Source organism: Rhodospirillaceae bacterium (assembly GCA_028819475.1).
In the GTDB taxonomy this organism is placed as follows: Bacteria; Pseudomonadota; Alphaproteobacteria; order Bin65; family Bin65; genus Bin65.
Genome location: JAPPLJ010000011.1, coordinates 1 through 23,551, shown reverse-complemented (window position 1 = coordinate 23,551; position 23,551 = coordinate 1). Strand labels below are relative to the sequence as shown.

The 23,551-nt window shown below is 66.3% G+C and carries 21 protein-coding genes; 16 read left to right on the top strand and 5 right to left on the bottom strand.

Annotation, left to right across the window (positions count from 1 at the left end; genetic code table 11):
• Nucleotides 1–4: 4 nt before the first annotated feature.
• The gene (locus tag OXM58_02700; protein ID MDE0147255.1) at nt 5–2,716 is read right to left on the bottom strand and encodes an AAA family ATPase; all 2,712 of its coding nucleotides are present in this window, start codon (nt 2,714–2,716) and stop codon (nt 5–7) included.
• A complete protein-coding gene (locus OXM58_02695; GenBank protein MDE0147254.1) occupies nt 2,713–3,852 on the bottom strand; it encodes a metallophosphoesterase in 1,140 nt (379 codons plus the stop codon). Before OXM58_02695 ends, OXM58_02700 begins: the two co-directional genes overlap by 4 nt.
• A 784-nt stretch (nt 3,853–4,636) precedes the next feature.
• Here OXM58_02695 and obgE point away from each other — a divergent pair.
• From obgE to OXM58_02675, 4 genes are all read left to right on the top strand, one after another.
• On the top strand, nt 4,637–5,674 hold the full coding sequence (obgE, locus tag OXM58_02690; protein ID MDE0147253.1) for a GTPase ObgE: 1,038 nt from the start codon (nt 4,637–4,639) through the stop codon (nt 5,672–5,674).
• On the top strand, nt 5,671–6,804 hold the full coding sequence (gene proB, locus OXM58_02685; GenBank protein ID MDE0147252.1) for a glutamate 5-kinase: 1,134 nt from the start codon (nt 5,671–5,673) through the stop codon (nt 6,802–6,804). Before obgE ends, proB begins: the two co-directional genes overlap by 4 nt.
• A gap of 92 nt (nt 6,805–6,896) precedes the next feature.
• Entirely contained in the window at nt 6,897–7,598 is a 702-nt protein-coding gene (locus tag OXM58_02680; protein ID MDE0147251.1) for a hypothetical protein, read from the top strand.
• Nucleotides 7,599–7,635: 37 nt separating this feature from the next.
• Nucleotides 7,636–8,904 carry a glutamate-5-semialdehyde dehydrogenase gene (locus OXM58_02675; GenBank protein MDE0147250.1) on the top strand — a complete coding sequence of 423 codons (1,269 nt, stop codon included), beginning with the start codon at nt 7,636–7,638 and terminating at the stop codon, nt 8,902–8,904.
• A 39-nt stretch (nt 8,905–8,943) separates the two neighbouring features.
• Here the strand turns inward: OXM58_02675 and OXM58_02670 are convergent, their stop codons facing one another.
• Both OXM58_02670 and OXM58_02665 read right to left on the bottom strand, forming a co-directional pair.
• Nucleotides 8,944–9,249 carry a HigA family addiction module antitoxin gene (locus tag OXM58_02670; GenBank protein MDE0147249.1) on the bottom strand — a complete coding sequence of 102 codons (306 nt, stop codon included), beginning with the start codon at nt 9,247–9,249 and terminating at the stop codon, nt 8,944–8,946.
• A complete protein-coding gene (locus tag OXM58_02665; GenBank protein MDE0147248.1) occupies nt 9,249–9,539 on the bottom strand; it encodes a type II toxin-antitoxin system RelE/ParE family toxin in 291 nt (96 codons plus the stop codon). Before OXM58_02665 ends, OXM58_02670 begins: the two co-directional genes overlap by 1 nt.
• Before the next feature lie 69 nt (nt 9,540–9,608).
• Between OXM58_02665 and OXM58_02660 the strand changes: the two genes are divergently transcribed.
• The 8 genes from OXM58_02660 to OXM58_02625 all read left to right on the top strand — a co-directional run bounded on the left by OXM58_02660 (nt 9,609) and on the right by OXM58_02625 (nt 18,820).
• Nucleotides 9,609–10,247, top strand: coding sequence for a nicotinate-nucleotide adenylyltransferase (locus OXM58_02660; GenBank protein ID MDE0147247.1), 639 nt, complete (start codon nt 9,609–9,611; stop codon nt 10,245–10,247).
• A gap of 66 nt (nt 10,248–10,313) precedes the next feature.
• Complete coding sequence (gene rsfS / locus OXM58_02655; protein MDE0147246.1) at nt 10,314–10,703, top strand: ribosome silencing factor; 390 nt, start codon at nt 10,314–10,316, stop codon at nt 10,701–10,703.
• Nucleotides 10,704–10,781: 78 nt separating this feature from the next.
• Nucleotides 10,782–11,237 carry a 23S rRNA (pseudouridine(1915)-N(3))-methyltransferase RlmH gene (rlmH, locus tag OXM58_02650; GenBank protein MDE0147245.1) on the top strand — a complete coding sequence of 152 codons (456 nt, stop codon included), beginning with the start codon at nt 10,782–10,784 and terminating at the stop codon, nt 11,235–11,237.
• Between the two features lie 128 nt (nt 11,238–11,365).
• On the top strand, nt 11,366–12,340 hold the full coding sequence (locus tag OXM58_02645; protein ID MDE0147244.1) for a zinc ABC transporter substrate-binding protein: 975 nt from the start codon (nt 11,366–11,368) through the stop codon (nt 12,338–12,340).
• Between the two features lie 96 nt (nt 12,341–12,436).
• Nucleotides 12,437–14,092, top strand: a complete 1,656-nt coding sequence (locus OXM58_02640) for a hypothetical protein (protein MDE0147243.1) — start codon at nt 12,437–12,439, stop codon at nt 14,090–14,092.
• A 152-nt stretch (nt 14,093–14,244) separates the two neighbouring features.
• Nucleotides 14,245–14,640 carry a Fur family transcriptional regulator gene (locus OXM58_02635; protein ID MDE0147242.1) on the top strand — a complete coding sequence of 132 codons (396 nt, stop codon included), beginning with the start codon at nt 14,245–14,247 and terminating at the stop codon, nt 14,638–14,640.
• Nucleotides 14,641–14,831: 191 nt separating this feature from the next.
• A complete protein-coding gene (locus OXM58_02630) occupies nt 14,832–16,109 on the top strand; it encodes an AAA family ATPase (protein MDE0147241.1) in 1,278 nt (425 codons plus the stop codon).
• A complete protein-coding gene (locus tag OXM58_02625) occupies nt 16,106–18,820 on the top strand; it encodes an AAA family ATPase (GenBank protein MDE0147240.1) in 2,715 nt (904 codons plus the stop codon). The genes OXM58_02630 and OXM58_02625 overlap by 4 nt, the downstream gene beginning before the upstream one ends.
• 59 nt (nt 18,821–18,879) lie before the next feature.
• Here OXM58_02625 and lpdA read toward each other — a convergent pair whose 3' ends face one another.
• Nucleotides 18,880–20,274 carry a dihydrolipoyl dehydrogenase gene (lpdA, locus tag OXM58_02620; protein MDE0147239.1) on the bottom strand — a complete coding sequence of 465 codons (1,395 nt, stop codon included), beginning with the start codon at nt 20,272–20,274 and terminating at the stop codon, nt 18,880–18,882.
• A 211-nt stretch (nt 20,275–20,485) separates the two neighbouring features.
• On the opposite strand from lpdA, the gene OXM58_02615 reads away from it, so the two are divergent.
• From OXM58_02615 to OXM58_02600, 4 genes are read left to right on the top strand one after another with little or no spacing between them, the layout of a single operon-like run.
• On the top strand, nt 20,486–20,899 hold the full coding sequence (locus OXM58_02615; protein ID MDE0147238.1) for a DUF350 domain-containing protein: 414 nt from the start codon (nt 20,486–20,488) through the stop codon (nt 20,897–20,899).
• Between the two features lie 30 nt (nt 20,900–20,929).
• Nucleotides 20,930–21,829: a serine protease gene (locus OXM58_02610; protein ID MDE0147237.1), complete on the top strand. Its 900-nt coding sequence runs from the start codon at nt 20,930–20,932 to the stop codon at nt 21,827–21,829.
• Between the two features lie 10 nt (nt 21,830–21,839).
• Nucleotides 21,840–22,277 carry an NUDIX hydrolase gene (locus OXM58_02605; protein MDE0147236.1) on the top strand — a complete coding sequence of 146 codons (438 nt, stop codon included), beginning with the start codon at nt 21,840–21,842 and terminating at the stop codon, nt 22,275–22,277.
• A gap of 28 nt (nt 22,278–22,305) precedes the next feature.
• Nucleotides 22,306–23,226: an alpha/beta fold hydrolase gene (locus OXM58_02600; protein ID MDE0147235.1), complete on the top strand. Its 921-nt coding sequence runs from the start codon at nt 22,306–22,308 to the stop codon at nt 23,224–23,226.
• Nucleotides 23,227–23,551 lie beyond the last annotated feature (325 nt).

The window sequence follows — 23,551 nt, the reverse complement described above, 5'->3', positions numbered from 1 at the left end:
TACACTATGCTGAGGCAAGCTCTTCGCTACCTGCCGGGGCAAGTGACAACTGCCGACCGCCGAGACCCTCGAAGAGTTGCTCTCGGCAGGTGAATACGATCACCTGGACGTTTCGGGCGGCCATGTTGAGGATGTCGAAGATCCTTCCCATCCGCCGGTCGTCCGAGAACACCAGGGCGTCGTCAAGCACGACGGTTGCCGGATGGCCTTGTTCGACCAGCATCTCCGCGAAGGCAAGGCGGACGAGAACAGCAATCTGCTCCTGGGTGCCCATGCTAAGGTGATTGAATGCTTCCTCGTATCCGGCTTCCCTCACAACCCCCGCTATGTGAAGGTCTTCGTCGATGCGGATTTCGGCGCCGGGGAACAGGAGCTGAAGATACGGACGAACCCGCTTCAGCACGGGCGACAAATATTGTTCCTTGGCTTCTTGTTCAGCACTGCGCAACGTCGATAGCAGGAGGCTGAGGACCTCAACCTCGCGGTTCTGCCGGCGCTCTTCCTCCTCCGCAAGCTCCAGCTCACGAGCCTGTCGCTCTATGGCCTCGTCGAGACCTGCGCCTTCGGCGGCCTCGACGCGCGACTTATGGCCGGCAATCAGTTCCCTCAAATTGGATCGTTTGTCCCGCCTCCCTTGCAGCGCCCTTTCGAGACGACCGATACGCGCCTCCAGCTGTGGCAAGGTCTCGTCGCTGCGCTCCTCCTCAAGACGTGCAACCGTGGTTTCCTGCTCGGACAGATTCGTGCGTGCTGCTTCGATGCCGGACTGAAGTTCATCGTCCGAACGACGCACTTCCTCCTGCGCAACCTCGACCTGGAGCCTCTTCAGGCGGTCCTCGCTTTCGTCGTACCGGCCCTGAAGAGTGGCGATTGCCGTCTGCAGTTCGCTCAAAGTGCCTTCGGGCCCGCTCAATGCGGCACGCGCTGTACCGAGCGCACTGCGCGTCTCGTCCGCCTGCCCCTGAGCCGCAACCAACGCCCTCTCAGCATCTCGACTGGCCGGCAGCTCCTGCAAATCCAAATCGTTCATCTCCCTTTTCAGAACCTGACGCAGCCCCGCGATGTAGTCGGCGAGCGCCTGTGCCCCGGCCTCGTAGTCGACCGTCGCGGGAGCGTGCAGCTCGGCCCCCTGCCGGGCTAGTTCCGCGTCCCGCAGCAGCTTCAGGCGCCTGGTGTTTTGACCTTCAGCGTCGGTCACGGACTTGGCGCCGACATCCTCCAGCGCTTCTCGCAGCGCCGTTTCGGCATCGCGCCGTTGGCGAAGAAGCTTGTCGCGGTCCTTGATCGCGGGCTCGATCGTGATGCGGCCGCGGTCGGGAACTGTGATGGTGACCGGCTCGACGGACTGGACCGACCGGCGATCGCCGGTTAGCGGCTCCCCATCTACATCGATGCCGGAAATTCCATCCTCGGTCATGTCGAACGATACGAGGGTTGCCGCTGCATTGAGGCGGCCTCGAATGGTCTCCAGTCCTTGCGCGGCCTGGCGTATCCCTTCGATGGCGTCGCCCGTAACCAATATGGCGGCGGCGGCCTGCTGGGCCTCGCGCTGAAGATTTTCGGCAGCCTCGGCTTTCTCGTATCGTCCCTTCAGATCACGGAGTCTGGCCTGACGCTCTGCCGCCCCCAATACGCGGCGAAGCCGGGATACCGCTTCGTCGGCCTTGGTGACGGCTGCCTCCGCCTCGCGTACTCCGCCACGCAGTGCATCGACCTTGGATCGCGCCGCCATTTCCTGCTCACGCGCTTCGGTCAGCCGTAAGCCGGCCGTTCCGAGAGCCGCTTTCTCAGTCTCGACGTCAGCCTTCAGTCGCTTCCGGGCTTCTGCCGCCCGCTCGGCCTGTTCAAGTGTGCGCTTCCTGAGCTCCCGTTCGGTACAGGCGGCCTCTATGCGGGCCTCCAGTTCGGCGAGTTGGCCATGGCGTTGGCGCGCCTTGTCAAGCTCCTTCCGATCTGCCTGATCCCGGTCGCCAGCGGAGAGCCCCTCCAGAGTCTCCTGAGCGTCTTCGAGATCCACCAACATTTGTGTCAACTCCTGACGGCGGGCTTGCAGGGCGGCCAGTTCTCGGCGGAGCGCTTCGACCCGGTCGATCAGTTCCTTGTATGCGCCGCGCGGCCGGTTGGTCGTCGAAGTCACCAGTTCGCCGAGCTGCTTCTCGATGGCCTTCGGCAACGCGCGCCCCCGACGGCCGCCCAGGACAGCACCGACCTCCGATTCCAGAGCGCTGTGAAGGCTTGAGCGGGCGCTATCCGGAAGATCGAGCGCGCCGAATGACTGTCCCTGCTGCACCCACAGGACATTCCACATTCCAAGCGTCTCAGGCTTCGCCCCGGTCTTGCCTGGCTCATGAAAGTCGAGAAGCGCGCGAAGCGTGTCTTCCGCCGTATCGCCCTCCAAGTTTCTCCCATCGGGACAGGACAGACGGGCATAAGGCTTCTTGATGAAGCGCTTCGTGACCCGATAGAGGCCGTCATCGAGCTCGATTGCCAGTTCGACGACCGGCGCGGCCTGGTTCCGGTCGTTCTGCAACGCCATGATCGGCTGGGCCTTGGAACTGTATTTCTCGAAGAGGACTGCGCGAAGCGCGTCGAGCAAGGTGGACTTGCCCAATTCATTGGGACCGACAACGACGTTGAGCCCGTCCTCGACGCCATCCAGGCGCGTCGGGGAAGTGAATTTCTTGAACTGGTTGACGGCAAGGGATCGGATTTTCATCTCTCGTCCGCCTGCAGCTTCATGTGTTCGACAAAGAGACGCTCAAGCGCAGCGGCGGCGATGCCGCCATCCCCTTCGCCCTCATCGGCCAATTGCTTCAATTGTTCGGCGGCCGTGCGCACGAAACCGCCACGATCGATTCGATCCAGGTCTTCGGTCGTCGGCTTCGCGAACAAGCGGCGATCATCCACACGCATGAAACATAGGGCGGCCGATACCCCGTCCACGATCTTCTCCTGGAAGTATTGACGATCCCCCAACGACAACGCGCCTTCTACGTCCAGATGGACAAGCACCCGATCCAGTTCGTCGGCGGTGCCGCGCAGCTTCTCGGCGAGGTGGTCGATGTCCGCATGGCTGCCGATCTGCTCCGAATGCCTGACCCAGCTGTACTGTCCCGTCGGGATGCTGGTCACGGCGGGGACCGCATTCGGTCCCTCGATCTCAACGAGCAATGCCTGACCACCGCCGACCACGTCAAAGGCGTCGATTTCGGGTGTGCCGCTGTACCAGCATCGGTCATTGATCTGCCTCTGCCCGTGCCAGTCGCCCAATGCGAGGTAGGAGAGACCGGCAAGACGTGGTCGGTCGGGAGCGATGAAATTGGGAACGTCCTTGTCGTCGGAGCCGAATCCCCTGACGGTGCCGTGAGCCAGCCCGACCCGAATGGGACCTTCGGGCAAGTCAACGTCGTCCATGTAGGCCGTGAGATCGTCCAGCGTACGGCGATGAAATAGCGGTGCCGGCAAGAGGACGAACTCCTCGTTCTCAACTACCGCCGGCTCGGGCGCGATATGAACGCTGACGTTCTCGGGCAACCCTTTGCGGAGGAGCTGATCCCAGAGCCCGTTGGGGCGGTGCGGATCATGATTGCCCGGCAACAGATGCCACCGGACACTTGGGAATCCGCGCATCCGTTCCAAGGGTTGGTTGAGCGAACGCGGTGACAGCGCCTCCATGTCATAGATGTCGCCCGCGACCAGCACGTGGGCCGCCCCGTGCATCCCGGCGAGTTCACCCAGCCCCGAGATGGCCCGCAGTCGGGCTTCCTGGAGAAGCCCCATCGTCGCACCGTCGACAAAGCGGAAGACCTTCCCGATCTGCCAGTCCGACGTATGGATGAACTTGACGGTCATCGATCCTTTCCCACCCGGCCCGACGGCACGACCCGAGTTGCAGAGCAAAGTGGCGATACGGAACGGAGAGTTGGCGGATACCCTGATTCAGGCATGAGGTCGCGGTGCCAAAACCGCAAGATCGACTGCGGCGCGGAGGGTAATCGCCTTACGGACTAGAAGCTAGAGACCAGACTTGGCAAATCGTCTCCAGCGCATTGCCGCGTTGCCGTGCAATGGCGATCATTGGCCGTGAAAGCCCAAGCCATTCTCGGCCGCAATCGGCTGTCGCCAGAATTTCGGTCCATCGAGTCGCCACCTATAGGCATTGCGGTTTGGTCTCAATGCTCGAAAATGGTAATCCGCTGCCACACACTGTCGATTACCGTCCCAATTTTGAAAAATATTGCATTCGGTTTGATGACCAATCTTGCAAAAACCGCCGCTTAGGCCGCATTGGCCATATTTTTATTCAAATATTTCAAAGGACTAGAGGAACGATGCGGAATCTTCTCCGGCTTTAATCCGGGGCTACCCAGGGTGAGGGAATGGTATTTGCAATTGCAAATATTAACCGCATCCCGAGTAGGCGTCCCTCGGCTTCGCTCGGGACAGGCTCCTCGCCGTATCGAGGGACACATAGATGACTATCCAAAGCATTGCTGCTTGGGCCCCAAGTCAGAGTTGCAATAATGTTGCCCGGCGCTCCGATCGCGAAATCCGAGCCGTTCCATGACAGTCCGAACCGGCCTGTCGCGGCGTTTTCCGCCTTGCCGTCAGGATACCCCCGCCGTACCTCGCCGCGATGAAATTTCTCGACCAGGCCAGGATTTTCGTGCGTTCCGGCAACGGCGGCGACGGCTGCGTCTCGTTCCGGCGCGAGAAGTTCGTCCCGGAGGGCGGGCCGGACGGCGGCGATGGCGGCCGCGGCGGCCATGTGCTGGCCGAGTGCGCCGACGGCCTCAACACCCTGATCGATTTCCGCTACCAGCAGCATTTCAAGGCGAAGCGCGGCCAGCACGGCATGGGCAAGGCGCGCACCGGCGCGGCCGGCGGCGACCTGACCATCAGGGTGCCGGCCGGCACGCAGATTTTCGAGGAGGACCGGGAGACTCTCGTAGCCGACCTGGTGACGGCGGGCGAGCGGGCGCTGCTCGCGAAAGGCGGCGACGGCGGACGCGGCAACATCCATTTCAAGAGTTCGGTCAACCGCGCCCCGCGGCGCTGCGAACCGGGCTGGCCGGGCGAGGAGCGCTCGTTGTGGCTGCGCCTGAAGCTGATCGCCGACGCCGGCCTCGTCGGCCTGCCCAATGCCGGAAAATCGACCTTCCTCGCCCGGGTCTCGCGCGCACATCCCAGGATCGCCGACTATCCCTTCACGACCCTGCACCCCCATCTCGGCGTGGTGGATGCCGGCGAGCGCCGGTTCGTGCTGGCCGACATTCCCGGGCTGATCGAGGGCGCCCACGAGGGCAAGGGCGTCGGCGACCGCTTTCTCGGCCATATCGAGCGCTGCGGCGTGCTGCTCCATCTGGTCGACGGCGCGGACGGCGATCCGGCTGCAGCCTACCGGACGATCCGGCGCGAGCTGGCTGCCTACGGCGCCGGACTGGACGGCAAGACGGAAGTGGTGGCGCTCAACAAGGCCGACGCCCTGAGCCCCGGCGAGATCGAGGCCGGTCTCGCGGCGCTGTCCGATGCCGGCGCCGTCGGCCCCTTCGCGCTTTCCGGCGTCTCCGGCGCGGGCGTCGATACGGCGCTGCACCGCCTGGCCGATGCCGCCGAAGCACACCGGCAGAAAGAGGCCGGGCGCGCGCCGGCTGCCGCATGGTCGCCGCTATGACCGCCGCCGATAACGCAATCGGGCTCGGGGCGGCCCGGCGGATCGTCTTCAAGATCGGCTCCGCCCTGCTGATCGACGACGCGTCGGGCGCGCTGCGGCGCGACTGGCTGCGCGCCTTCGCCGACGATATTGCCCGGCTGCGCGGCGACGGCCGGGAAGTGGCGATCGTCTCGTCGGGCGCCATCGCCTTCGGCCGCCGGCAACTGGGCCTGAGCGGCAAGGCCTTGGCGCTCGAAGAGAAGCAAGCCGCCGCCGCCGTCGGCCAGATCCACCTCGCCCACGCCTGGCAGGAAGCGCTGGCCGCCCACGGGCTGACCCTGGCGCAGATCCTGCTGTCGCTGGCCGATACGGAAGAACGCCGCCGGCACCTGAACGCGCGCGAGACGCTCGGCGCCCTGTTCGGCTTCGGCGCCGTGCCGCTGATCAACGAGAACGATACGGTGGCGACCGAGGAAATCCGCTTCGGCGACAACGACCGGCTGGCCGCCCGGGTCGCGCAGATGGCCGGCGCCGACCTGCTGGTCCTGTTGTCGGACATCGACGGGCTGTACGACCGCGACCCGCGGCTGCACGCCGACGCCGCGCATATTCCCGAAGTCCCCGCGCTCACCGACGAGATCCGCGCGATGGCCGGCAGGCCGCGGCCGGGATACAGTTCCGGCGGCATGGTGACCAAGCTGGAGGCAGCGCGCATCGCGGTCGGCGCCGGCTGCGCCATGATCATTTCCGACGGCCGCGCGGAGCACCCGATCCGCCGGCTCGAGGCTGGCGAGCGCCATACCCGGTTCGCGCCAGCCGCCAGCCCCGGCACGGCCCGCAAGCGCTGGATCGCCGGGGCCCTGGGCAGCGACGCACGGATCGCCGTGGACGCCGGCGCGGCAAACGCCCTGCGCCGGGGCAAGAGCCTGCTGCCGGCTGGCGTCACGGGGGTCGAGGGGAATTTCCTGCGCGGCGACGCCGTGCGCATCGTCGGGCCGGACGGCGCCGAGATCGCCATCGGCCTGATCGCCTACGACGCCGAGGCCGCGCGCCGGATCGCCGGGCGCCAGAGCCGCGAGATCGAGACCCTGCTCGGCTACAAGGGCCGCGACGTTCTGGTCCACCGCGACGACATGGTGGAAAGAGAATAGTTAATGGTTTAATAGTTCCCAATCTGTTCGCAATGCGGGATTTGCCGGCGCGGGCAGTCAAGACGATCCGTAAGGGACAAGGGGAACGGAAAATGGGCTTGGACCTCATACCGATGGGCAGACCGAAACCGGGCCATGAAGAGGAATGGCAACGGCTGATGCAACCGCTCTACGAAGACCGCGAGGAATCGGACGAGGACACGTCCCGGCGACTGGAGATTTCGGAACCGGCCTACGCAAACGCCGGCGCCCCGCGGGTCGGTTACAGCGAAGAAGCCAACGCCTGGTATCGCGAACATTACAAGAAACCGGAGGGGCTGACCGACGCGGAGTTTATTGAGCGGGCCAAGGGCTACTATGTCCTCGACCTGGTGGTCGGAAAGTGCGACGGGGTGCCGGTCTATTCGCACGGCGACTTGTACGACGGGGTCGACAAGACGAGTTTCCGGGGCAAGTTTCTCGAAGTCTGCGAGGGTCTGCTGGAAGACGACATGCTGCTGTACCGGGCCTGGACTTCGGTGATGCCGCCGGAGAAGGCGGTCGAGTATGGGCGGGCCCTTCTGGCCAGCGCGGAGAATCCCTGGGTCAAGCCCCCGCCTCCTCCGCCGCCGCCCCCGCCGCCGGAACCCGGCTTCGTCGGCCGGCTGCTCGGCAGAAAGCCGCCGGAGCCCGAGCCGCCGGGGCCGCCGCCGACCGAAGAGGATGTCGAGGAGATGCGGAACATATTGCGCGCGGCCGGCCGCTGGTACATTTTCTGGGGTGAGCGCGGCCATCCGATCAACGGCTGGTCCTAGGACAAGCTGGCGGCGCGGAACCGGATCGAAGAACGCCATGACGACTTCGGACGCTATCGAGCAACAGATGCTCGCGCTCGGCGAACGGGCGCGGACCGCGGCGGCGGTCATGACCGGCGCCGACGAGGCAGCGAAGAATGCGGCCCTGGCAGCCGCGGCGGCGGCCCTGCGCGCGCGGCAGGACGAACTGCTTGCCGCGAACGCACGTGATCTCGAGGATACGGCGGGCCGGGACGTCAACAGCGCCTTCATCGACCGGCTGACCCTGAACCCGGAACGCGTCGAGGCGATGGCACAGGGGCTGGAGGCGGTCGCCGCCCTGCCCGACCCGGTCGGCAGCGTCGCCGCCGAGTGGGACCGGCCCAACGGCCTGCGCATTTCCCGGGTGCGCACGCCGCTCGGCGTCATCGGCATTATCTACGAATCCCGGCCCAACGTAACCGCGGATGCCGGCGCGCTGTGCCTGAAATCCGGCAACGCCGCCATCCTGCGCGGCGGCCGGGAGAGCTTCCACACCTCGCGCCCGATCGTCGACTGCCTGCGCCACGGCCTGGGCGAAGCCGGCCTGCCGGAAGACGCGGTGCAGATCGTCCCGACGACCGACCGGGCGGCGGTCGGCGCCATGCTGCGCATGAACCGGCATATCGACATCATCGTGCCGCGCGGCGGCAAGGGCCTGATCGCCCGGGTCCAGGAGGAGAGCCGCGTCCCGGTGATCGCCCATCTGGACGGCAACTGCCACGTCTATGTCGACGCCGCGGCCGACCTGGACATGGCTCGGCGCGTGACGCTCAACGCCAAGACGCGCCGGCCGGGCATCTGCGGCGCGGCGGAAACCCTGCTGGTCGACCGCCAGGCGCATAACAGCCATCTGGCGCCCATCGTGGTCGACCTGCTGGAAGCCGGCGTGGAAATCCGCGGCGACAGCGCGACCCAGGCCATCGACAAGCGGATCGTGGCGGCGACCGAGGACGACTGGGACACCGAATATCTCGACTGGATCATGGCGGTGAAGCTGGTCGACGGTGTCGACGGCGCCATCGACCATATCGAACGCCACGGCAGCAGCCACACGGATTCGATTGTCACCGAGGATGCGACGATCGCCGAGAAATTCCTCGGCGCGGTCGACAGCGCCATCGTGCTGTGGAACGCCTCGACCCAGTTCGCTGACGGCGGCGAATTCGGCATGGGCGCAGAGATCGGCATCTCGACCGGCAAGCTGCACGCCCGCGGCCCGGTCGGCCTGGAGCAGCTCACCAGCTTCAAATATGTCGTGCGCGGCGACGGGCAGGTCCGGCCTTAGCCTGGAGCTGGAAAACGGTTGCCGCCAGACGGGTACGGGTCAGGCCGGTTGGTATCGCTCCACGGCAATGTCGCTGGCCCGCGCCCGCATCCGCATTGAATCGTGCCAGGCCTGCATGCGCAACAGCAGATCCATGCGCACGTCGAACGCCTTCTCGACGCGCAGCGCCATTTCGGGCGACAGCGCGACCTTGCCGTTCAACAAGTCCGAAAGTGTCGCCCGGCGAACGCGCAGGATCCGGGCGGCCTCGGTGACGCTCAAACCGAGGGGCTCGATCACCTCGTCCCGGATGAACGCACCGGGGTGCGACGGGGTCATTTTCACCTTGACGCTGCCGGCCGTCATCAGTGGTAGTCCTCCAGGTCCAGGCGCTCGACGGCGCCATTCCTCTCCTCAAAGGTAATCCGCCAGTTGCCCGACACGGAAATGCTCCAGACGTTCCGGCGGTCTCCCGTAAGCCGGTGAACGCGCCAGCCCGGCGGGGCGTGGGCGACCAGTTCATCGATATCGTCTGCCAGAACCAGCGCGGTTAGTATGTTACGTACCCGATCCACCAGGTCCTGCTTCAGCAACCGGGGCGAATCGTTTTCCAGAAGCCGGCGCAAGCCCCGATGACGAACGGAACCGATGACCATAACCGCTAATGTACGGTTCTACCGTACACGACGCAATACAATCCTGCCAGACGAGAGACGGGTGGCACATTGATTTTCTGGCATCCCCGCCCGCCCAGCAGCTTCGCCGCGCGCAGCGTCGGCCTGCTCGGCGGGTCGTTCAATCCGGCCCATGACGGCCACCGGCATGTTGCACTCACGGCGCTGGCGGGCCTCGGCCTCGATGAAATCTGGTGGCTGGTCTCGCCGCAGAACCCGCTGAAGGCCGACGACGGGATGATGCCGCTGGCCGACCGGCTGGCGTCCGCGGCCCGCATGGCCCGGCATCCGGCGATGCGCGCGACCGGCCTCGAAGCCGGCCTGGGCACGGCCTACACCGCCGATACGCTGGAGAAAATAAAGGCGCTGTATCCGCGCAACAGATTCGTGTGGATAATGGGCGCCGACAATCTCGTTCAAATACCCGCTTGGAAGAACTGGACGAAAATCTTTAATGCCATTTCCGTTGCCGTTTTTGCCCGTCCGTCCTATTCTGCCCGTGCGTTATCCGGCGCGGCGGCACAGCGGTTCGCCCGCCGCCGGGTGCCGGAGAACCGTGCGCGTCGCCTGGCGCGGTGCGCGCCGCCGGCCTGGACATTCATTCATTGCCGGCTGCACGATGCGTCAGCGAGCGCGATCCGCGCCGGGACGGCGGCTTCCCCGGAAGCGGCGTTCCCGGCGGAAACGTGAACCGGCGTCCGGCGGCGCGACCTGCCGGGCGCAGTCGAAACGGGAGGCCCGAAGATCCGCCACAAATTGCGTGACTTACCCTCGGCCGACGCGCTGAAATCCGTTGCCGAGACTTCGCTCGACGATGACAAGGCCGAAGATATCGTCGTTATCGACCTGGCCGGACGGGCCGGGTTCGCAGATTACATGGTCATCGCCACCGGCCGCTCGGACCGCCATGTCCACGCGATGGCCGACCGCCTGATTCGAAAAATGAAGCAAGCCGGGCTGCCGTCGGTCCCCGCCGAAGGAATCGAACGCAGCGACTGGGTGCTGATCGACGGCGGCGATGTGATCGTCCACCTCTTCAAGCCGGAAGTCCGCAGCTTCTACAATCTTGAGAAGCTGTGGAACGAGGAAGCCGACGCCCGGGACGAGGCGCGCGACGAGGCGCGGGCGCTGGAGATGGCCGGCTAGGGCAATCTCCGCCGTCATGGCACAGGCTACGGACGGGCCGGATATGCGCGATCTTCCGGCCGGCGGACTTCAGGCGCGATGCGTATTTGCGTGATCGCCGTCGGCCGTTTGCGCGACGGCCCCCTGAAAGACCTGTTCGCAACCTACTCCAGGCGCCTGCCCTGGCCGCTTACGGTGGTCGAGGTCGCCGAACGCAGCAGCGATCCGCCGGCCGTCCGGGTGCAGCGCGAGGGCGAGGACCTGCGCCGCCGCGCTCCGGACGGGCCGCTGATCGTGCTGGACCGGTCCGGGGCCGACCTGACCAGCGAGTCCCTGGCCGCAACCCTGGCGCGCTACCGCGACGACGGCGCCGGCACCGTCAGCCTCGCCATCGGCGGCGCCGACGGCCACGCGCCGGAAACCCTCGCGGCGGCCGACCTCGTGCTGTCCTTCGGCAGGGCGACCTGGCCGCACCAGCTGGTCCGCGTCATGCTGGCGGAGCAGCTCTACCGCGCCTCCGCGATCCTCGCCGGCCACCCCTATCACCGGCGGTAAGCGGATTGCCTTTCGACACAGGAATCGCCGCTCCGCGGCGGCGCCGGCGTGACGATTTTGGATTGTCCGTCGGGATAAATGTTATATTATACGTTTGAATTGATGGGCGGCTTGCGGGAGCATCGCCGATGATTCGTTCGAAAATCCGGAATGCGAGGGCCGGGACGGCCGCCACAGCCGCCGTCCTGGCTCTTGCCGCTGCCGGCGCGCCGGTACGCGCCGAGGCGCCGCGGGTGGTCGTCACGATCAAGCCGATTCATGCGCTGGTCGCTTCGGTGATGGACCGCATCGGCACGCCGGCCCTGCTCCTCAGCGGTTCGATGTCGCCGCACGGCGTCAGCCTGCGGCCGTCGCAGGCGCGTATGTTGGCCGAGTCGGAGATGGTGGTCTGGACCGGGCCGTCGCTCGAGCAGTCCGTTGCAAAAATCGTCAGGAACCTGGCCGGCAAGGCGGTTTCGCTTCCACTTCAGGACGCCCCGGGCGTCCGGCTCCTCAAGCTGCGCGAGGGCGGGATTTGGGAGTTGGACGATCATGATCATGGCCATGGCCACGGCGAGGAAGAGGGCGACGAAGACGAGGAACGCGCCGATATCGATGCGCATATCTGGCTGGACCCGCACAATGCGATCGCGATGACCCGGGCGATCGGCGAAGCGCTGGCCCGGGCGGACGCGCCGAACGCCGCCGCCTATCGGGCCAACGCCGCCGCGACGGTTGACCGGCTGAAGGCGCTCGACACCGAAATCGCGAAGGCGGTCCGACCGGTCCGCGGCAAGCGCTACATCGTCTTCCACGACGCCTACCAGTATTTCGAGAAACGCTACCGCCTGAAGCCGGCCGGCTCGATCACCATCGATCCGCACCGGACGCCGTCGCCGCGCCGCCTCTTCGATATCCGGACCCGGATTCTCAAGCGCGGCGCGTCCTGCGTGTTCCGCGAGCCGCAATTCGAGCCCAGGGTCGTAAACGTGCTGGTCAGGGGCACGTCCGCGAAGGTCGGCACGCTCGACCCGGTCGGCGCCGGCCTGCCCGCCGGCAAGGATGCCTACGCGACGCTGCTGCGCCGCCTCGTCGCCGGCCTGCGCACCTGCCTTACCGGTTAGCGCCGCGTGCGCTTGCCGGCTGGAGCGTTCCGAGAGTCCGGATCGCGACTATAAATTATCTTATAGGATTTTGTTTCTTTTCGGGGGCATGAGAAAATGCGAGTTGGGACAGGAATCAGCCGGGCCCGGTCCGGCATCTTCACGGCGCTGGCCGGCGCCCTGCTGGCGACGATCGCCGTGACTGCGTCCGCCACCGAGGCCGTCGCGCAGACGCAGGCACAGCGCCTCAAGCTCCTCGAGCAGACGGTGAAGGAGCTGCTGGCGCGCGACGAAGCGCGCGAGCGCAAGATGAAGGCGATGGAGGCCGAGCTGAAGCGGCTGCGCGGCGGGCGCGGCCTCGCCACAGTGGCGCCCGGTGAAAAACCCGCGGCGAAGGACGATGACGGCCATGGCCACGGCAAGAAACCTGAGACCGACAAGGACGCCAAGATGGCCGGCAAGTCGGACGGGCATGGTCATGCCCACGGGGATGAAGCCGGCGAAGACTCCTCAGAGGAAGCCGGCCACGGGCCGGCGGAGGTCTGGTCGGCCCGGGTCGGCGACGGCGTGCTGCGCCTGAAACGCCTCGGCCTCGACGTCGATTTCGCCATGGGCGCCGGCACGGCCAAGGGCGAGGACATGGAAGCCCTGTTCGGCGGCCATCACGATCCCCAGCGGACCGGCTTCACGCTGCAGGGCGTCGACCTCTCGGCGGCCGGCAGCTTCGATCCCTATTTCGACGCCTTTTTCAACGTCAACTTCACTGTCGACGGGGGCGGTGAAACCGCCATCGAACTCGAGGAAGCCTGGGCCCGCACGAAATGGCTGGCCGGCGGCGTGCGCCTGCAGGCCGGGCACTTCTACGCCCCCTTCGGCATCGTCAACCGGACCCATATTCACGACTGGGCCTGGCAGACCCGGCCGATCGCCGCGACGCGGGTGTTCGGCGCGGACGGCGCCCGCGGGCTGGGCGGCCAGTTTGAGGCCCGGCTGTCCAACGCCGGCGCATGGAACAGCTCCGTGCTCGTGAGCATGCAGAACCGGCGCAGCATCCACCTCCACGGGCACGGCGAGGAAGAGGAGGGGGTGCCCGATCATACGCACGCAGATCCCAACGACGGCGGTGGCGTGGTCCGTGACGAGGACGACCATGACGATGAGCACGAGGCCGGGACCGACGCCAACGGGCTGGAGGATTTCGCCTATACGCTCCGGATGGAAAACCGGCTGACGATATCGCCGCAAACGACGCTTGCGTTCGGCGGATCGGCGATGTTCGAGCCGAACCCGGACGGCAGCGAAAGCCGGGCCGCGACCTTCGGCGCCGACGTTGCGATCAGCCATCGCCTGCCCTCGAAGAACCGGATCGCGTTGCGCGCAGAGTATTTGCACCGGAACGCCAAGGCGGCCGAACATCACGAAGATGAGGACAACGGGGACGAGGAGGAAGAACTGATCCGCGTCCAGGATTACGGCTTCTACGTTCAGGGCATGTGGTACACGCCGGACGGCTGGGGCCTCGGCCTGCGCTACGAACGCGTCGGCAGCCGCGGCGGCGAGGCCGAAGAGCGCGCGGAAGATCCGATGCGCGGCAACCGGACCCGGATTTCGCCGCTCCTGCTCTGGCAGTTTTCCGAACTCGGCCGGCTCAAGCTGCAATACAACTTTGACGATACCCAGTTCCTGGAGGATCGCTACGCGCACTCGGTGTTCATGAGCGTTAGCTGGTCCTTCGGCCTCGGCGCGCCGGACCACGCCGGCCACGCGCACTGAACCCGGCGGCGCGGCGCTCCGGTCAGGGGGCGCCGCGCCCGCTTGCGGCGGACCGATCCTCCGCCCCGCGACGCAAGCCGTGACAGTCGCGAGAAGTCCGGGCTAGACTACGCCGTTTCCGACCCGCTGGTTCCGGAGGGCTGCAACGGCCGATGCGCAAGCAGGGTGCAAAGATTCAATCGGACGTGCTGGCGGCGCTGCGCCGCCAGGGAAAGCCGCTGTCCGCCTACGAAATCCTCGCCCGGCTCAACCGGAAGAACAGCAAGCTTGCGCCGCCGACGATCTATCGTGCCCTGGCCTCGCTGATCGAGCAGGGCCGGGTCCACCGGATCGAATCGATCAATGCCTTCGTCGCCTGCCAGAGCCTCGGGCATGCCCACGCCTCGGTCCTGTCGATCTGCGACGATTGCGGCGCGGTCGAGGAGCATCACGACGACACCCTGCTGCACGGCCTTTCGGCGCTCACCGAGCGGTCCGGCTTCAACCCGTCGCACCACATCATCGAGGTCCACGGCCGCTGCACGGACTGCGGCACGGCAGCGGGGTAACCGGGCGGGCTGCGGCGCGGCCGCCCCACCTAATTGATCCAATCTGTGAATCAGACAGCGCGACGATGACCCGACAGCACCCCCGTCGGGGCTGAGCCTTTCGCCGCCAGCGGCGCCGACCGAACTCTCGCACTTGACATTCGATATTTCCCAACAATGTTGTTGCCAACATATTTGCTGGGAAATAGACCATGCTGAGAAAAGGCGGAAGCAACTGGGTCGAAGGGGACCGTTTCTTCAATCGCGAAGCTGAACTCGAAGCGCTCGAAGAGCGCGTGCAGGACGGAACCCACACCCTGCTGACCGCGCAGCGGCGCATGGGCAAGACGAGCCTAGTCCGGGAACTGTTGAGACGGCTGAAGGCGGGCAGGGAATTCGAGACGGTCTTCGTCGATCTTGAAGCCGCCGCAGATCCGGCCGACGCGATTGCCGAGATATGCGTACAGGCGAGGCCACTGCGTGGGGCGTGGGGCCGGATCAAAGCAAATTTCACTAACATCCTGAAAGAGGCTGGCGAACGTTTCGAAGAACTGGCCGTCGCCGACATGAAAGTGAAACTGCGCGCCGGGATCGATGCGGGAAACTGGCGGCAGCGCGGCGACGCGGTTTTCGAGGCGCTGGCGTCGGGCGACCGTCCGGTTGTCCTGGCCATCGATGAATTGCCGATCCTCGTCAACCGGCTGCTCAAGGACGATAAGGATCGTATCACGCCAGAAGGCAGGCAAGCGGTGGACGAGTTCTTGAGTTGGTTGCGCAAGAACGGTCAAAACCATCGCGGGGAGGTTTCCTTAATTCTGTCCGGCAGCGTCGGCCTCGAACCGCTGCTGGAACAGGCGGGGCTATCTGCACACGCCAACATCTATTCCGCCTTCGACCTCAAACCGTGGAGCGAAGAAACCGCCGTGTCTTGCCTGGAGGCGCTGGCGGACTCATACGAAGTCGGTCTTCCGGACGGAATCGCTCAGGACATGTGCCGGCGGTTGCGCTGCTGCATCCCGCATCACGTCCAGATGTTCTTCGACAAGCTGCACGATCAGCTGCGCCACGCCGACCGGCAGGAAGCGTCGCCGGACGATGTCGCGTGGGTCTATGCGCACGAGATGCTGGGCGTGAGGGGGCAAGCGGATTTGCAGCATTACGAGGGCCGCTTGCGGACGATCCTCGGAAGGGCGGGTTATCCGGTCGCCCTTGAGATATTGACCGCGACGGCCGTCGAAGGCCGTCTCGACGGCGATGCCGTGGACCGCTATCGCGCGCATTACTCGACGTTGGATGGGCAGGACGGCACGGGCGTCCCGTCGGTCGCGGACGTGCTCCATGTATTACAGCATGATGGCTACCTGGAACGGCTAGCCGGCGGCTACCGGTTCGTTTCCGGCCTCCTCGAAGACTGGTGGCGCAGCCGCTACGGCGAGAACTTTGTGCCCGTTGTCGAAGCTGCACCGAGCGGCGGCGGAGCGGGCCGATGACCGTGACCGCCAGAAAATACAATCCGGGCTTCCTCACCGACGATGAGCTGGTCGCGTCCTTCTGCGTGCGGACCGAAGAATTCGCCTCGATGATCGAAGCCCTGCGCGATTCCTCAGGCGGCGCGAATACGCATCAGATCGTCATCGGCCCGCGCGGCAGCGGCAAGACCAGCCTCCTGTTACGGGTCGCGGCCGAGATACGCCGGGATTCCGGCCTCTCCGCCCGTTTCTTCCCGGTCGTCTTCGCCGAGGAAAGCTACGAGGTCTCGACCGCCGGCGAATTCTGGCTCGAATGCCTGTCCCGCCTCGCCGACCAGGCGCCGCGCGGCGAAGACGACCCGGACCTGCGCCACACCTATGACGAACTGCGGCAAATCCAGGACGACCGGACGCTCGGCGACCGCTGCCTCGGCGTTCTTCAGGATTTCGCCGACAGGCAGCGCAAGCGGCTCGTCGTGGTGGTCGAAAACCTGAACATGATGTTCGGAGACATCGGCGATCCTCAAATGGGATGGCAGTTACGCCACACGCTTCAGAACGACCCGCGGTTCCTCCTCTTGGCGAGCGCGACCAGCCGGTTCGACGAGATCGACAAGCGGGACCGGGCCTTCTACGACCTGTTTCGGCAACTGATGCTGCGTCCGCTCGATACCGACGACTGCGCGGCCTTGTGGCGGGCAGTCTCCGGCCAGGACCGCGCCGCGCAAACGATCCAGGCCTTGCGAATTCTTACCGGCGGCAGCCCACGGCTGCTGACCATCGTGGCACGTTTCGGCGGTGACCTGTCGTTCCGGGAACTGATGGCCGACCTACTCAATCTGGTCGACGACCACACCGAATATTTCAAGAGGCATCTCGATGCATTGCCGGCGCAGGAGCGGCGCGTCTATCTGGCGCTCGCAGAACTCTGGAAACCGGCCACCACGCGGGAAATCTCGGACCGAGCCAGGCTCGACACCAGCAAGTGCAGCGCGCATCTCGCCCGGCTGACCGAGCGAGGCGCCGTGGAGGTGACGGGCGGCAGCCCGCGGCGCAAGCTCTACTACCTCGCCGAGCGGCTCTACAACATCTACTACCTGATGCGCCGCGCCCGCGGCCCGGCCCCGATGATCGAAGCCCTGATCCGCTTTATGGAAGGGTGGTATTCGCCCGACGAACTGAAGGCATTTGGGGTGGGAATGGCCGAAGAAGCGTCGGGTTTGGACGGTGAGCCACTAAGCTTGTACCGGACCGCATTCGGACACCTCCTCCGATTGCCGTCGTTGGAAGCGCACCGCGAGGAATTACTGCGCCTTGTACCCGCTACATTCGTTGAACCAGCGGTCGATACCAACAAATCCGCTCAGCCCGCGCTCGCGAGGGAACTTGTCAGGAAAGCGCGGGCGTCAAGGAAAAGAGGCAATTTGGAGGATTCCGTGGCTGTCTCGGATCAGGTCGTCCGTCGTTTCGGGACAAGCCAAATACGATCAATCCTCGAGAAGGTCGCGCTGGCTCTCCTCAACAAGGGTATGGCGCTCAAAGAATTGCAGCAACCGGTTGAGGCGCTGGCTTCCTGGGACGAGGTTGTTGAGCGCTTCGGCGCAAACGACACAGGCATTTTTCCCCAAGTCGTTGCGTCGGCTCTGGTTTGCAAAGGGGCTTTACTGGCGGAATTGAACCGCCCCAACGAGGCTCTCGCCATCTGGGAAGATGTCGTTCGACGTTTCGACGTACTCCAAGCTGCGTCATTTCATGGTGGCGTATTTGTCGCGCTATATGGGAAGGGCGTCACGCTCTTGTCGTTGGACCGGCTCCACGAAGCACTCGATGCCTGCGACGAGTTCTTCCGTCGAAACAAATCAATCGGTGCGTCCCCCCCTCCCGAACTGGTCGCGGATGCCATGGTCTGCAAAGGCTCTGCTCTTGCTCGGTTGCATCAGTTCGACAAGGCAGTAACAGTATGGGACCAAATGGTAGAGCACTTCGGAACAAACACGACGCCAAAGATTGCCGAACAGGTTACGACGGCGCTTGAAAACAAGGTCAGCGCACTTAGTCGAATGGACCGGTTGGAAGAGGCGTTGGTTGTGACGGACCAGATAATGCAGCGCCTCGGAGAGAGCGCTGCACCGGAGGCGTTAAAGGCAGTCGCTAGCGCACTCATCAATAAGGGCGCAGCACTCTTCGGATTGAACAAAGTTGAGGAGGCGCTGAAAGTTTGGGGCGAATTGGTGAACAGATTCGGGACGAGTGAATCACCCGAATTACGCGACGCGGTAAAGACCGCGTTGATGGGAAAGGCGATACAGGAATTTGCTAGCGGTCAGGATCGCACGGCTATTGCGACGGTTGACCAAGTGTTCCGCCAAGGCAGCGCAGGATCGCCCAAGATAGACTGGCTCGCGCACCTCATCCGTGCCCAGGCGCTTTTGGTTGAAGGCGAAATCGCAGCATGCGTGCGGGATGTTGAGGCTGCACTTGCAGTTCTTCCGAGGCTCGATGCTCCTCCGAAAGAAGCATCCGACCTCCTGTCCGGCCTAGCCGTCGAGCTCGGGCCGGAGCGCATGCGCGACCTCATCGTGGCGTCACCGGCGGCCGATCTGCTGTTGCCGCTTACGACGGCGCTGGAGCTGGAGCTGGGAGAAGAACCGCGGGTGGCGAAGGAGGTCGAGGAGGTTGCCGAAGATATCCGGCGCGACATGGCGGAGCGGCGCAAGGCGAAGAGCGCCTGATTTGGCGGATCGAACGCCGCCTCTCAGCGTAACGGTTCGCGCCAGCCTGGCCCCGGCCCCTACCGCTGCCGTGCCGCCCCGCGCACGTCCAGCGCCGCTTCGCGGACGGCTTCGTTGTAGGTCGGGTGGGCGTGGAAGCAGCGGGCGAGGTCTTCGGCGCAGCCGCCGAACTCCATGACGTTGACGACCTCGTGGATCGTGTTGCCGGCCTCCGGCCCGACGATATGGGCGCCGAGGATGCGCTCCGTTTCGGCGTCGGCGAGGATCTTGACCATGCCGTCGGTCTCGCCGGTGCAGATCGCCCGGCTGTTGGCGCCGAACGGGAATTTGCCGGCCCGGTAGGCGATCCCCGCCTCCTTGAGCTGCTCCTCCGTCTTGCCGACCGCGGCGACCTCGGGCCAGGTGTAGACGATGCCGGGTACCGTTTCGTAGTTGACGTGCCCGGCCTGACCGGCGAGCAGCTCGGCGAGGGCGACGCCCTCCTCCTCCGCCTTGTGGGCCAGCATCGGGCCGGGCACGACGTCGCCGATGGCGTAGAGGCCCGCGGCCGCGGTGCGGAACTGCCCGTCGACCGGGATGAAGCCGCGCGCGTCGGTCTCGATGCCGGCGGCCTCCAGGCCGAGCCCCTCGGTGAAGGGCCGGCGGCCGATCGCGACCAGCACGACCTCCGCCTTCAGGCTCTCGGCGTCGCCGCCTTTCGCCGGCTCGACGGATAAAGTTACGCCGCCCCGCCCCGCCTTCGCGCCGGTCACCTTGCGGCCGAGGCGGAACTCGAGGCCCTGCTTCTTCAGGATGCGCTGGACCTGCTTGGCGATCTCGCCGTCCATGCCGGGCAGGATGCGGTCGAGGAATTCGACCACGGTGACCTGCGCGCCGAGCCGGGCCCAGACCGAGCCCATCTCCAGCCCGATATAGCCGGCGCCGATCACCGCCATCGTCTTCGGCACCGTGCCGAGGGCGAGCGCGCCGGTTGAGGAGACGATGCGCTTTTCGTCGATCTCCACGCCCGGCAGGGGCATGACGTCGGAGCCGGTGGCGATGACGATGTGCTTCGCCATGTAGCGTTCGCCGGCGACCTCGACCGCGCCGTTGCCAGCCAGCCGGCCGCGGCCTTTCAGATGCGCGATCTTGTTCTTCTTGAACAGGTAGGCGACGCCCTTGGTCAGCTTGTCGACCACGCCGTCCTTGCGCGCCATCATGGCCCCGAGGTTCAGCGTCGCCGTGGCCTCGATGCCGTGCGCCGCCAGGCCGTGCCGCGCCTCGGCGAACTTCTCCGAACTCTGGAGCAGCGCCTTGGACGGGATGCAGCCGACATTGAGGCAGGTGCCGCCCAGGGTCTCGCGCTGCTCGGCCACGGCCACGCGCATGCCGAGCTGGGCGCAGCGGATGGCGCAGACATAGCCGCCGGGCCCGGCGCCGATGACGATGACGTCGTAGCTGTTGGTGTCGGTCATGGTTTTCCGGTCTGTTGGGACAGGGGCCGGGCTACCGGCACCCGGGAGCGGTCTTCGTGGAGATAAAGATAGAAGAGCCACACCGAATACAAGCGGACACAGAAGCCCGTAGCGGGCCGGATCGCCTGCCCGTGCGGCGCGCCCCGCTGGCGCCCGCCGCCTGCGCCCCTTATGTTAGTCCGGCGATAAACCGGCAAGCGGCGGAGAGCCCATGGACGCAGTCTTCCAGAGCATCCTGAGCGGTGCGCCGTTCCTGCTGCTCCATGCCGGCGTCACCATCGCGATGCTGGTCATCGGCGTCACCCTCTACATGTGGATGACGCCCTATGAGGACATCGCCCAGATCCGCGCTGGCAACGGCGCCGCCGGCATCGCGCTGGGCGGCGCGATCCTCGGCATGGCGATCCCGCTGGCGATCACCCTGCGCGGCAGCGTCAACCTGTGGGACATCGTGCTCTGGGGCCTCCTGATCGTGATCCTCCAGATGGCCGTGTTCAAGGTCGTCGACCTGATCCTCAAGGACCTGCCCAAGCGGATCGAGAATGGCGAGACCGGCGCCGCGGTCCTGCTCTCCAGCGCCAAGATCTCGGTCGGCGCGATCAACGCGGCCGCCATCGCGGTCTAGAGGCGCTCCCGGTCCGCCCCCCGGTTCGTCATGCGGCGCACCCCTTTCATCGCCATCCTGATCGTCGTGATCGCCGGCCTGACGGATCTGTTTCTGCCCGACGACGGCAGGCAGGCGCGTGACGAAAACCGGATGCGCCGGCCCGATCCGGGCCAGTTCGAGCGCCGCGGCGACGCGGACCGGCGCGAGGCCTGGAAGCCGCCGCAGGACTCCCACGACCGGGGGGACCGGGGCGGCCTGCAAGCGCCCTCGGCCAGCGATCCGGCGTTCAGCGTCGCCATCCCGACCGGCAAGAGCAATTCCATCGGCACCGCCTTCTCCCTCGACCGGCGCGGCATCTGGATGACGGCGCGCCACGTCGTCGACGGCTGCGCCCGGGTGCTGATCGTCACCGGCCCGCGCCGCGGCGTGCGGGTCCGGCAGACCTACATCCACCCGCGCGCCGATCTTGCCGTGCTGCAGACCCGGGGCGGCGCGCCGGCGGTGCCGTTCACGCGGCAGACGCTGCGGCGCGGCCAGACCGGCTACCATTTCGGCTATCCGAAGGGCGAACCGGCGGCCATCCAGTCCACCCTGATCGGCCGGCGGCGCATGCGTTCGGTCGGGCGCTACAACGTGACCGAGCCGGTGGTCGCCTGGGCCGACCGGGTGCGCGTGCCCGACAGCTACGGCGGCCTGGGCGGCATCAGCGGCGGCCCGGCGATGGACGGCCGGGGCGAGATCATCGGCGTCACCGTGGCCGGCTCGAAGCGGCGCGGCCGGATCTTCACGACGGCGCTGACCTCGATCGCGGCGGCGCTGGAGCGCTCCGGCGCGGCGGCGGAACGGGGCGGCGGCCGGCGCGGCGCGATCGACGGGCGCAACTTCGCCGAGGTCGGCGCAGGCCTGCGCAAGCGCCTGACCGTGGCGCTGGTCTATTGCGCGGCCTGAGGCGGCGGCCGTGACGAAGGCGGAGAAAGCGCCCCCCGAACGCCCGCTGGTCGGCGTCGGCGTCGTCGTCTGGAAGGACGGCAAGGTGCTGCTGATCCGGCGCGGCAAGTCGCCGATGCGCGGGCGCTGGAGTCTGCCCGGCGGCCGGCAGGAACTCGGCGAGACGGTGCGCGAGGCAGCGGTGCGCGAGGTCCGGGAGGAGACCGGCCTGGAGATCCGCCTCGGCGAACTGCTCGACGTGGTCGATACCATCCGGCGCGACGAATCCGGCGCCGTCACCCTTCAATACACCCTGGTCGATTTCGACGCCGACTGGACCGCCGGGGTGCCGGTTGCGGCCAGCGACGCCGAGCACGCCGAATGGGCCGATCCGGACTCCCTGGCGCCCTACAACCTGTGGAGCGAAACCCTGCGCATTATCGCCCTCTCGCGGGAGTGGCGGGAGTAGCGGCTCTTAACGGAGGACGACCGGACCCATGCCCTATGCAACGGCCGACGACGGGGTGCGCCTGTATTACGAGGAGGCGGGAGCGGGGATCCCGGTCGTCTTCGTGCATGAATTCGCGGGCGACATGGGCTCCTGGGAGCCGCAGCTCCGCCATTTCGCCCGTCGCTACCGGGCGCTGGCCTACAATGCGCGCGGCTATCCGCCCTCGGACGTGCCGGACGGCCCGGAGCGCTACGGCCCGGAGCACTACAGTCAGGCGCGCGCCGCCGACGATATCGCCGCCGTCATGGACGCCGCCGGGATCGACCGGGCGCATGTCTGCGGCCTCTCGATGGGCGGCTTCGCCACGCTGCATTTCGGCTTCCACCATGCCGGGCGCGCGCGTTCGCTGGTCGTGGCCGGCTGCGGTTACGGCGCGGAGCCGGACACGCGCGCGCAGTTCAGGGCCGAGGCCGAGGCGACGGCGGCCCTGATCGAGCGGGACGGCATGGCAGCCTTCGCCGATACCTATGCGAAGGGCCCGACCCGCGTGCAGTTCGAAAAAAAGGACCCGCGCGGCTGGCGCGAATTCCGCGACCGGCTGGCCGGACATTCGGCGGCGGGCTCGGCGGCGACCATGCGCGGCGTGCAGGCGCGGCGGCCCTCGCTCTACGACCTCACCGCCGAGATGGCGGCGCTCAGCGTGCCAACCCTGGTGCTGACCGGCGACGAGGACTGGCCCTGCCTGCTGCCGGGGGTGCTGATGAAGCGGACCATTCCGGCGGCGGCGCTGGCGGTCATGGTCAATTGCGGCCACACCGTCAACCTCGAGGACCCGGACGAGTTCAACCGCCTCTGCGGGGCGTTCTTCGCCCAGGTCGATGCCGGCCGCTGGCCGGAGCGCGATCCGCGCGCCGCGACCGACTCGATCCTCGGCGTCGAAGCGAAACAGGACGCCGTGCGTCCCTGACCTTTGGGAGTCCGCCGGAAATCGCCGTGCTCGGGATACGGCAATGAGCGCGTGGCGGTCCCCCCGGCGGTCCCCCCTCTCCTGGCCCCTCCCCCAAGGGATTCCTCTCCGATATGCCGCACGGCGGCCTACGCCTTCCTTGCCGACGGACACCTTGTCGAAGCGGCGGAGAAGGTCGGAGCAATCATCGCCACCGCGACGACGAGTCAACGCCCACGACCGATATCGCATCGACAACAGCACCGCAGTGCTCCGGGTCGCGGAGCACGCCGAATGCGTGCATCAATCCGGCGCGACCGTGTCGCCCGTGTAAAAGGCCGCCGTA

Bases quoted from the DNA above. Each gene is read 5' to 3' on its own strand.
- OXM58_02645 (MDE0147244.1), top strand. From the start codon at position 11,366: ATGATTCGTTCGAAAATCCGGAATGCGAGGGCCGGGACGGCCGCCACA.
- OXM58_02680 (MDE0147251.1), top strand. From the start codon at position 6,897: ATGGGCTTGGACCTCATACCGATGGGCAGACCGAAACCGGGCCATGAA.
- OXM58_02610 (MDE0147237.1), top strand. From the start codon at position 20,930: ATGCGGCGCACCCCTTTCATCGCCATCCTGATCGTCGTGATCGCCGGC.
- OXM58_02670 (MDE0147249.1), bottom strand. From the start codon at position 9,249: ATGACGGCCGGCAGCGTCAAGGTGAAAATGACCCCGTCGCACCCCGGT.
- OXM58_02615 (MDE0147238.1), top strand. From the start codon at position 20,486: ATGGACGCAGTCTTCCAGAGCATCCTGAGCGGTGCGCCGTTCCTGCTG.
- OXM58_02665 (MDE0147248.1), bottom strand. From the start codon at position 9,539: ATGGTCATCGGTTCCGTTCGTCATCGGGGCTTGCGCCGGCTTCTGGAA.
- OXM58_02675 (MDE0147250.1), top strand. From the start codon at position 7,636: ATGACGACTTCGGACGCTATCGAGCAACAGATGCTCGCGCTCGGCGAA.
- rlmH (MDE0147245.1), top strand. From the start codon at position 10,782: ATGCGTATTTGCGTGATCGCCGTCGGCCGTTTGCGCGACGGCCCCCTG.
- OXM58_02700 (MDE0147255.1), bottom strand. From the start codon at position 2,716: ATGAAAATCCGATCCCTTGCCGTCAACCAGTTCAAGAAATTCACTTCC.
- OXM58_02600 (MDE0147235.1), top strand. From the start codon at position 22,306: ATGCCCTATGCAACGGCCGACGACGGGGTGCGCCTGTATTACGAGGAG.
- OXM58_02640 (MDE0147243.1), top strand. From the start codon at position 12,437: ATGCGAGTTGGGACAGGAATCAGCCGGGCCCGGTCCGGCATCTTCACG.
- OXM58_02635 (MDE0147242.1), top strand. From the start codon at position 14,245: ATGCGCAAGCAGGGTGCAAAGATTCAATCGGACGTGCTGGCGGCGCTG.
- OXM58_02625 (MDE0147240.1), top strand. From the start codon at position 16,106: ATGACCGTGACCGCCAGAAAATACAATCCGGGCTTCCTCACCGACGAT.
- OXM58_02630 (MDE0147241.1), top strand. From the start codon at position 14,832: ATGCTGAGAAAAGGCGGAAGCAACTGGGTCGAAGGGGACCGTTTCTTC.
- proB (MDE0147252.1), top strand. From the start codon at position 5,671: ATGACCGCCGCCGATAACGCAATCGGGCTCGGGGCGGCCCGGCGGATC.
- OXM58_02695 (MDE0147254.1), bottom strand. From the start codon at position 3,852: ATGACCGTCAAGTTCATCCATACGTCGGACTGGCAGATCGGGAAGGTC.
- obgE (MDE0147253.1), top strand. From the start codon at position 4,637: ATGAAATTTCTCGACCAGGCCAGGATTTTCGTGCGTTCCGGCAACGGC.
- lpdA (MDE0147239.1), bottom strand. From the start codon at position 20,274: ATGACCGACACCAACAGCTACGACGTCATCGTCATCGGCGCCGGGCCC.